A 9,118-nucleotide genomic window follows, 5' to 3' on the forward strand; every position below is an offset into this window, starting at 1 on the left:
GATGTGAATTCATGAGCCAGACCGCGACCATTTTGGTCATCGATGACGAACCGCAGATTCGCAAGTTCCTGCGTATCAGCCTCGCTTCCCAGGGCTACAAAGTGCTGGAGGCCGGCACCGGCGCCGAGGGCCTGGCCCAGGCGGCGCTGAACAAACCCGATCTGCTGGTGCTCGACCTCGGCCTGCCGGACATGGACGGCCAGCAAGTGCTGCGCGAGTTTCGCGAGTGGGCCACGGCGCCGGTGCTGGTGCTCTCGGTGCGTGCCAGCGAAGGGCAGAAAGTCCAGGCGCTGGATGGCGGCGCCAATGACTACGTGACCAAGCCGTTCGGCATTCAGGAATTTCTCGCCCGGGTGCGCGCGTTGCTGCGTCAGGCGCCGGCCGGCGAAGCGCAGCAGGCCGCGTTGAATTTCGGCCCGCTGACCGTGGACCTGGCATATCGCCGCGTGTTGCTCGACGGCGTCGAAGTCGCCCTGACCCGCAAGGAATATGCAGTGTTGGCGCAACTGGCGCGGCATCCGGGGCGGGTGATCACCCAGCAGCAATTGCTCAAGGACATCTGGGGCCCGACTCACACCGAGGACAGTCACTACCTGCGGATCGTGGTCGGTCATCTGCGACAGAAACTGGCGGACGATCCGACCCGGCCCCGTTTCATCGTGACCGAGGCCGGTGTCGGTTACCGCTTGTTGAGCGAGAGCGGCCTCTAGTTCTGTTCGCTCTCGTAGCGATCCAGCGTATCCCGGGCGATCTCGCGACCCAGCGCGATCAATTCGGGCGCCTTGTAGAACTCGAAGAACCGGCACACCCGCTTCGGCACGTTGATCAGGATGTCCGGCGGATACCCGGCGATCTTGTACTGCGCCAGCGAGGTCTGCATCACCTCGAAACTCTGGTTGATCAGGTCCAGCAATGACGCCGGCCCGACGTTATCGACGATGAACGAACCGGTGGCGGACTTGGGTGCGCCGTCGCGCTCCGGGGCGGCGGCCGGTTGCTGGGCTTCCGGCTCGGCGCTTTCGACCCACGGATTGATGTCCGCCGCTTCGGCACGCAGCGCTTCCTGTTCCAGGATCAGCAGTTGCTCGGCCTGTTTGCGGCGGAACGGCATCTTCGAACCCAGCGAACTGATCAGGCTGTCGAAGCGCGTACGGAACGCGGCGGGGCGTTGAATCACCGGCAGTTTGTAATGGCGCTGGTTGGTCGAGTTGAGATTGACCGCGATGATCAGGTCACAGTGGCTCGACACCACCGGCACGATCGGCAACGGGTTGAGAATGCCGCCGTCCACCAGCATCCGGTTGCCTTGCATCACCGGGGTAAACAGACTGGGAATCGCTGCCGAGGCGCGCATGGCCTGATGCAGGCAGCCTTCCTGGAACCAGATTTCCTGCTGATTGGTGAGGTCGGCGGCCACCGCCGTGTAGGGAATGCGCAGGTTTTCGATGTTGATCTCGCCGACGATCTTGCGGATCTGGCCGAAGACTTTCTCGCCACGGATCGCGCCGAGACGGAAGCTGACATCCACCAGGCGCAGCACGTCGAGGTAATCCAGGCTTTCGATCCAGTTGCGATACTCGTCGAGCTTGCCGGCGGCGTAGATTCCGCCGACCACGGCCCCCATTGAACAGCCGGCAATACAACTGATGTCATAGCCCCGTCGTTCGATCTCTTCAATGACCCCGATATGGGCATAGCCCCGGGCGCCACCGGAGCCCAGCACCAGTGCGACACGTTTTTTCATCCGTCTTCCTCCCGGCAAGGTTCCACAATGCACCCATCGAGGGCCGGGCTTCAATCGCCGGGGTCGCTCGGGGCGGCCATGGCGTCGTTTTTTCGATACTTCATGACCCGTCGGCGCTATCTTTGCAGTGCGGTGCAATTGCGGGGTACAAGGCACTTTTTCGCTGCCGTACCGTCTTACCTGCACGACTGTTGACCTATCTTTGAGGTGTGAGTGATGAAAGCCTGGATCTGTGTGCCGTTGATGGCTCTGGCGTTGGCCGGTTGCGCCGGCAAGACCGCTTATCGCGACAGCTGCGGCAGCCAGCTCGACGCGGCGTGGCATGAACTGGACCTGGCGAAGGCCGAAGGGTTTGCCGGCACCGTCAGCTATTCCAAGGCGTTGTCGCTGTTGACGGCGGCCAAGACTCAGCAGCAATTCGAGGGTTTCGAAGGCTGCACCAAGAAGGCCGAAAAGGCGCGTTTCTACATTCGCGAATCCCGCGCCGGACGCTAAGCTGCTGACGTGGCGCAAGGGCAGGTGTCTTGCGCCAGTTCACACTCGTGCAAAGCCATTGAATTCAGGAGCAAGCGATGTCTGCGTTGGTTGATCGGCTGGTGGCCCATGTCCTGAGCCTGGAAGTACGGCTGCTGGGCTGTCAGGCCCGTCTGACTGCGCGGACCGACCCTGAGGCGCTGCATGATTTGCGCACCACCGTGCGCCGTTTGCGCAGCCTGTTGCGGCCGTTGCGCGGTTTGCCCGGTGTCGAGCAACTGGAAGATGCGGCGGCTGCGGTGGGGCAACTGACCACGCCATGGCGCGACCGCGAAGTGCTGGCGGCCTGGCTGATCAAACATGATCAGCCCGAAGCCGCGCAGCGCCGCATGGCGCAAATGGCCGAGGCGTATCCGACGCTGGCGGCCAGCGCCGAAGTGGCTTCGCTGCTGATGATCCTCGACGCCTTCCCGCGCTTTCTGCGTGCATCCCAGCGCCAGGGTTTGCTCAAGCGCCTGGACAAGCGCATCGAGAAACGTCTGGGCAAACAATGGAAAAACCTCGACGTGGCGCTGCACGACCCGGCCCACGACCGCCATCGCCTGCGTTTGCTGATCAAGCGCGTGCGTTACGGCATCGAGGCTTACCCGGAACTCGATCGTCTGCCGGAAGCCGCATTAACCCGTCTGAAATCCGCACAAGGCGCCCTCGGTGACTGGCACGATTGCTGGCAATGGCTGGCGCGCGCCGAACTGGAGCCGGATCTGCGACCCTGCGTCGCCACATGGCAGGCGACCATGGCCAAAGCCGAAATCAAGGCCGACCGGGTACTGGATAAACTCAGCGCGGCCTGCTTCAAATCCTGAAACCCGCTGGCGCGCAGCGCCGCTGTCTTATCTGTCAGTCTCTTTGACCGGAATGGACGCTGCGCGGCTCTGCCGCGCTGGTTAAGATCCGGTCATTCCCTTTTTCGTGTCCGAGGTTTCCATGCGCTTTTGCGATCTGATCGATGCTGTCCGTCGTCAACCGGAGGTAACGATTCCGGCGGAGTGGGGCCAGGGCCGGGCCAGTTTTGGCGGGTTGGTGGCCGCACTGCAATTTGAAGTGATGCGCACCCGAGTACCGACTGATCGGCCGGTGCGTTCGCTGGCGATCACCTTTGTCGGCCCGGTCGAGCCCGAAGTGCCGGTGAGCTTTGAGGTCGAAGTGCTGCGCGAAGGCAAGGCGGTCAGCCAAGTGCTGGGGCGCGCCGTGCAGAACGGTCAGGTGGTGACGATGGTGCAAGGCAGCTTCGGGGCTTCGCGACCGTCGGAGGTGTCGGTGGAAGCCTATCCGGCACCCGAGATGAAACATTGGAACGACTGCCAGGAACTGCCATACATCAAAGGCGTAACCCCGGAGTTCATGCGTCATTTGGCGATGCGCTGGAGTGTCGGCGGCATGCCGTTCACCGGCATTCAATCGCGGCTGATGGGCGGTTGGGTGCGCTTGCGCGGGGATGTGAAGGAAGAGCCGGTCAACGAGGCGCACCTGCTGGCGCTGGTCGATGCCTGGCCACCGGCGCTGTTGCCGTACCTGAAGAAACCGGCACCGGGCAGCACGTTGACCTGGACCATCGAATTCGTTCAGCCGTTACGGGATTTGAGCACGCTGGATTTTTGCCAGTACCTGGCGGACATCGAGTATGCGGCCGACGGTTACGGCCATGTCGCCGCCAAGCTGTGGAGCGCGCAGGGTGAACTGATTGCCATGAGCCGGCAGACGGTGACGATCTTCGCCTGACTCAATGGCGGCGGTGACGCTCACGCCAGGCACGGTACCAGCCGCCACTGAGGAAGAACCGCGGAAACGTCAGAAACTGCTCGACCAGCAGACGCGAGACGGCGTCCTTGCGATCACTGAACGGCTCGGAGGCTTGCGCCTCCAGGCTGTGACCGTGGCGCTGCAGACCCAGCGCCGCGATGATACCAATCACGCCGATCGCCACACTGGCCAGACTCAGGCTGAACACACCGGAGACGATCAACAGAAACGCGACGATGAACAGCGGCACGGCAATCAGGTGCAGCACCAGATTGGTCGGATGCTGATGGTTGTTCGGATATGCGCGCCATTGCCACGCGGGAAGGTTGGGGTGACGTTTGCCCATGTTGCTGCTCCTCGATCCATGTTCAGTACATGGTTGAAGAATAGGCCCGGGCAGCCAGAGCGGCGAATCAAGGTTGGCTATTGAAGTAATAGGGACAATGGCCATTTTTGATGTTGCGCCCTAGAGCTTGAGCTGACCGATCGCCTTGTTCAGTTCCCCGGCCAGCGTCGCCAACTCGTTACTGGTGGTCGCCGAATCCACGGTCTGCTGCACAGTGTTCTCGGTGACATCGCGAATGCTCACCACGGCGCGATTCATCTCTTCGGCAACCTGACTTTGCTGTTCTGCCGCCACCGCAATCTGCGTGTTGCTCTCACGCATCTGCGCCACCGCCCCCGTGATTTCCGCCAGCGCTTCGCCGGCCTCTTGCGCCTGCTGCACGCAGTCGTCGGCCTTGTACGAACTCTCCTGCATGAAGTCCACCGCGTCACGGGTGCCGGCCTGCAACGCTGACACCATGGTGGTGATTTCATCGGTGGAGGTCTGCACGCGTTTGGCGAGGTTGCGCACCTCGTCGGCGACCACCGCGAACCCGCGGCCCATTTCCCCGGCTCGGGCCGCTTCGATGGCGGCGTTGAGTGCCAGCAGGTTGGTCTGTTCGGCGATGCTGTGAATCACGCTGACCACGCCATTGATCTTCTGGCTGTCCTCGGCCAGGCGCTGAATCATCTCGGCGGTCTGCTGCACGCCGCTGGACAGCCCGGCAATCGACGTCTGCACTCGGCTCACCACTTGCTGACCGCTGCCGGCCAGGCCGTCGGCGGTTTGCGACAGGTCGCGCGTGGCGCCGGCGTGCTGAGCGATGTGGTAGACGGTGGCGGTCATTTCGTTGATCGCCGTGGCGGCCTGATCGGTTTCACTCTGCTGGCCGAGCATGCCGTGGCGCACTTCGTTCATGCTCGACGCCAGTCGCGCGGCGCCGATATCCAGTTGCCGCGCGGTGTTGGCCACGGTGGTGACCACCCGCTGATAACCGGCCTGCATCGCGTTGAACGCATTGGCCATCTGCCCGACTTCATCCTTGCAGGCCAGCGGCACCCGAGCGGCGAGGTCGCCGGTTTTCTCCACGTGCAGCATTACGTCCTTGAGGGTGTTGAGCTGGCTGAGCAGAAAGCGGATCAGCAACTGTGAAGCGCCAAGCATCGCCAGCATCAGGATGAACACCGCCACCGCATAGTTGGCGAAGCGCTCGCTGAACACCTGACTGAGGCTGGGCGCGCAGGCGATCACGGCGACCTGCTGGCCATCGGCACGGCTGAATACCTCGGCGCCGAGCAGCGGGTTTTCGCCGAACAACGGCAAGTGACTGATCTCGATCCAGCCGTTGGTGTCGGTGATCTCCAGCAACGGCTGATCGTTGAGGCGCGGTGCTTCGCCGCGTTTGAACGTCAGCACTTGATCGGATTTGGGCAGCGCCTGCCCGGCCGGCCAGGCCTTGAGCAACTGCGCCTGGGCCTGGGCCGAGGCTTGCGCGGCGTGACTGCGAGCCTGTTGTTCGAGCTGTACGGCGTACAGCACCAGCAACAGGGTGGTGACAAAGGCGACCGCGTTGACCGCCCAGAATTTGTATTTCAGCGAGATATTGCTAAGCCAGGCACCCATGGAGGTCTTCTCTGATAGCGGAAACAGTTTTGGCAAGGTGCCATTATTGTGCCGCTACCCAGGTGCCCGGATTTTGATGTGCATCAACAAGTGATGCAGTCGCCCCGGCTAGGGCAGGGTAGGTAGACCGTAAAACGCCCGCGCGCAGGCGGTGGTGTGGGCCGCGAGATCTTCCTCGGTCTCGCCTCGATGCAAGGCCACTTCACGCAGCACTTCGGTCAGATACGCCGGCTCGTTGCGACCGTTCTTCGGTTTTGGCCGCAATGTGCGTGGCAGCAGGTACGGCGCATCGCTTTCCAGCATCAGTCGACCGCGTTTGATCTCCTTCACCAGCGGATGCAAATGAGTGCCGCGACGCTCATCGCAGATCCAGCCGGTGATGCCGATGTGCAGATCCAGATCGAGGTAACTGAACAACGCTTTCTGCTCACCGGTGAAGCAATGCACCACGGCGGCGGGCAATCTGTCGCGAAAGTCTCGGAGGATTTCCAGCAGGCGCTGGCTCGCATCACGTTCGTGCAGGAACACCGGCAATTGCAGTTCGGCCGCCAGCGCCAGATGTTCTTCGAGGACTTTTTCCTGCTGCGGGCGCGGCGAGAAATCACGGTTGAAATCCAGCCCGCATTCGCCCACCGCCACCACGTTCGATTCTTGCAGCAAGCTGCGCAGACGCCGTGCGCTGTCGGCATTCCAGTCGCTGGCCGAATGCGGGTGAATGCCGGCGGTGGCGAACAATCGCTGGCCGTCCGGATCCAGTTGCTGGCACAGTTCCAGCGCCTGTTCGCTGCCCTCGACGCTGGTGCCGGTCAGCACCAGTTGGCAGACTCCGGCAGCGTAGGCGCGGTCGAGCACGGCCTGGTGTTTGTCGGCGAAACTGGGGTTGGTCAGGTTGACGCCGATATCGATGAGTTGCATGGTGCTACCTCGGGCCGAAGGCCGGAAAGCATATCAGAGCTGTAGATTTATAAGAAAAGCCAAGAACTACAACGGCTTATGGCTGTCTGTTGAGGCCGCGAGGCAGGCTGGTGTGACAGCATTGCTATCACTGTGCCAGTCTCTCGCACTTTATCAGCGCTCCAGGCGCTCTGTTTTCGTCGGTGTTTTGCGACCGTTCAGCGGTGAAAACGCCCGTATTCTTTCCGGAGAGTGGATGGTTCGTCCGTCGGTTTTGCTCCTGCTGTGTGGTTCGTTGCTGCTGCCGATGACGGCGGTCGCGCGGCTGCCCGGGCCGCTGCAAGCCGTGCCGGCCGCCAAGGTCCGCGACCTGACCGAGATCCGCAGCAGCCGCGTCCTGCGGGTGCTGGTCAACCAGAGCCGCAACAGCTCTGGCGAAGTCCAGGGTCAGGCCATCGGCGTCGAATACCACCGTCTGCGTGCCTTCGAGCAGTACCTCAACGGCCACGCCCGCGACGGCCAGGAAGTCACCCTCAAGATCATCCCCAAAGCCAAGGACCAATTGCTCGGCGCGTTGCAGCGCGGCGAAGGTGATCTTGTTGCGCCGGGCGAACTGCTCGAGTTGCAACCGGGCCACGCGGTCGCCAGCAGCGAGCCGATTGCCAGCAACGTGCCGCTGGTGTTGGTCGGCATCAAGGGCGAGAAGCGCTACACCAAGGTCGAACAACTGGCCGGCAAAACCCTGGCATTGCCCACCGGCAGTGCGGCAGGGGAGGCGGTGAGTCAGCTCAACCAGAAGCTGGCGCTACACAAACTGGCGCCGATCAAGATCGAATGGGTCGATCCGACGCTGGCGGTCGAAGATGTGCTGGAAATGGTCCAGGGCGGTATCTTCCACCTGACCATCGTCGAGCAACCGATTGCCGAGCGTTGGGGCAAGATCCTGCCCAAGCTGCGTTTCGACCGGCAGGTGATGATCAGCGAACCGGGCGAGGAATACTGGTTCGTGCGCCGCGATGCCTCGATGTTACGGGCCAGCATCGACCGCTTCCTGACCGGCTACAAAAAACCGTCGAACGAAGATGCGGCATTCCTGCGGATCTACCGCCGCCTCTATCAAGTGCACTATCCGTTGGCCAAGGCTGACCGTCAGCGACTGGAAAAACTGCGCCCGACGCTGCAGAAACACGCCGAAGCGCAAAATATGGACTGGCTCAACCTGGCGGCGCTGGCCTTCAAGGAGTCTGCGCTGCAACCCAGCGCGCGCAGCGGCGGCGGGCCAACCGGGTTGATGCAGATCACGCCGTCCGCTGCGCAGCGGGTCGGCGTCAACAATATCCAGAATCTCGATGCGAATGTGCAGGCCGGGGCCAAGTACCTGGCGATGATCCGCCGCAAGTTCTTCAATAGCCCGAAACTCAACGAGCGCGAGCGGATGGCGTTCACTCTGGCCGCCTACAACATCGGGCCGGAGCGGGTGCAAGGCATGCGTGCAGAAGCGCGGCGTCGCGGCCTGAATCCCAACCAATGGTTCTTCCAGGTCGAGCGCATCGCCATGGAGCAGGTGGGAATGGGAGCCGTCAGCTATGTTAATAGCGTGAACAAGTATTACTTGGCGTTCGACCGGGAGCGGGAGTCGTTGGAGCCCGCAGGGCAAAAAGTGGTCTCACGCAAATGATCTAATAAGTTGATTGTTATGGCGGATTTTTTGCGCTTTTAACATGAAATTAACTGATTAATATAGCGGCCAACCAACAAGCACTTCTGACCACAAGGAAACGCAACATGAGCTCTCTGATCAACAAGGTCCTGTTCACCCGCGCCGGCTACGGTCTGACCCTTCTGCGCATTGCCGTCGGCGTGATCTTCGCCGCCCACGGCTCGCAGAAACTCTTTGGTCTGTTCGGTGGCTACGGTCTGGCAGGCACCGCGCAATACATGGAAAGCATCGGTCTGACCCCGGGTTATCTGATGGCCACACTGGCCGGCGGCACCGAGTTCTTCGCCGGTCTGGCGCTGATCATCGGCCTGCTGGTGCGCCCGGCGGCACTGGGTCTGACCTTCCTGTCGCTGGTGGCCATTTTCACTGTGCACATCAGCAACGGTCTGTTCATGGCCAACAATGGTTACGAGTTCGCCCTGGCTCTGCTCGGTGGCAGCCTCGCGGTACTGATCGAAGGTGCCGGCAAGCTCTCGGTGGATCGCGCCATCGCCGGTTGAAGGCTCTGGCTCAAGCAAAAGGCCCGCATTATGCG

10 protein-coding genes are annotated in these 9,118 nt (G+C 62.0%); 6 read left to right on the plus strand and 4 right to left on the minus strand.

The genetic code is table 11. The features are described from left to right. The first annotated feature begins 11 nt into the window (after nt 1-11). Nucleotides 12-710, plus strand: a complete 699-nt coding sequence (locus AC1MDC_RS05355) for a response regulator (protein WP_085647554.1) — start codon at nt 12-14, stop codon at nt 708-710. On the opposite strand, the gene AC1MDC_RS05360 is transcribed toward AC1MDC_RS05355, so the two are convergent. Continuing rightward, entirely contained in the window at nt 707-1,744 is a 1,038-nt protein-coding gene (locus tag AC1MDC_RS05360) for a patatin-like phospholipase family protein (protein ID WP_085699994.1), read from the minus strand. The genes AC1MDC_RS05355 and AC1MDC_RS05360 overlap by 4 nt on opposite strands. Nucleotides 1,745-1,960: 216 nt before the next feature. Here AC1MDC_RS05360 and AC1MDC_RS05365 point away from each other — a divergent pair, with 216 nt between their 5' ends. The 3 genes from AC1MDC_RS05365 (at nt 1,961) to AC1MDC_RS05375 (ending at nt 4,000) form a co-directional block, all read left to right on the plus strand. Continuing rightward, nucleotides 1,961-2,239 (plus strand): hypothetical protein, encoded by a 279-nt coding sequence (locus tag AC1MDC_RS05365; RefSeq protein ID WP_007950948.1) that lies wholly within the window; start codon nt 1,961-1,963, stop codon nt 2,237-2,239. Between the two features lie 77 nt (nt 2,240-2,316). After that, entirely contained in the window at nt 2,317-3,084 is a 768-nt protein-coding gene (locus tag AC1MDC_RS05370) for a CHAD domain-containing protein (protein ID WP_085699996.1), read from the plus strand. A 121-nt stretch (nt 3,085-3,205) separates the two neighbouring features. Further along, on the plus strand, nt 3,206-4,000 hold the full coding sequence (locus tag AC1MDC_RS05375; protein WP_480392624.1) for an acyl-CoA thioesterase: 795 nt from the start codon (nt 3,206-3,208) through the stop codon (nt 3,998-4,000). A 1-nt stretch (nt 4,001) separates the two neighbouring features. Here AC1MDC_RS05375 and AC1MDC_RS05380 read toward each other — a convergent pair whose 3' ends face one another. From AC1MDC_RS05380 to AC1MDC_RS05390, 3 genes are all read right to left on the minus strand, one after another. Beyond that, nucleotides 4,002-4,367 carry an Mpo1-like protein gene (locus AC1MDC_RS05380; RefSeq protein WP_039770492.1) on the minus strand — a complete coding sequence of 122 codons (366 nt, stop codon included), beginning with the start codon at nt 4,365-4,367 and terminating at the stop codon, nt 4,002-4,004. Between the two features lie 120 nt (nt 4,368-4,487). After that, on the minus strand, nt 4,488-5,969 hold the full coding sequence (locus AC1MDC_RS05385; RefSeq protein ID WP_085704400.1) for a methyl-accepting chemotaxis protein: 1,482 nt from the start codon (nt 5,967-5,969) through the stop codon (nt 4,488-4,490). 108 nt (nt 5,970-6,077) lie between these two features. After that, nucleotides 6,078-6,884, minus strand: a complete 807-nt coding sequence (locus AC1MDC_RS05390; protein WP_085700002.1) for a TatD family hydrolase — start codon at nt 6,882-6,884, stop codon at nt 6,078-6,080. Between the two features lie 235 nt (nt 6,885-7,119). On the opposite strand from AC1MDC_RS05390, the gene AC1MDC_RS05395 reads away from it, so the two are divergent. Together AC1MDC_RS05395 and AC1MDC_RS05400 are read left to right on the plus strand one after the other, a co-directional pair. Continuing rightward, nucleotides 7,120-8,541 carry an MltF family protein gene (locus tag AC1MDC_RS05395; protein WP_085704402.1) on the plus strand — a complete coding sequence of 474 codons (1,422 nt, stop codon included), beginning with the start codon at nt 7,120-7,122 and terminating at the stop codon, nt 8,539-8,541. Between the two features lie 107 nt (nt 8,542-8,648). Then, nucleotides 8,649-9,083 (plus strand): DoxX family protein, encoded by a 435-nt coding sequence (locus tag AC1MDC_RS05400; protein WP_085704404.1) that lies wholly within the window; start codon nt 8,649-8,651, stop codon nt 9,081-9,083. Nucleotides 9,084-9,118: the final 35 nt, after the last annotated feature.

This window comes from Pseudomonas sp. 1 (assembly GCF_056626735.1).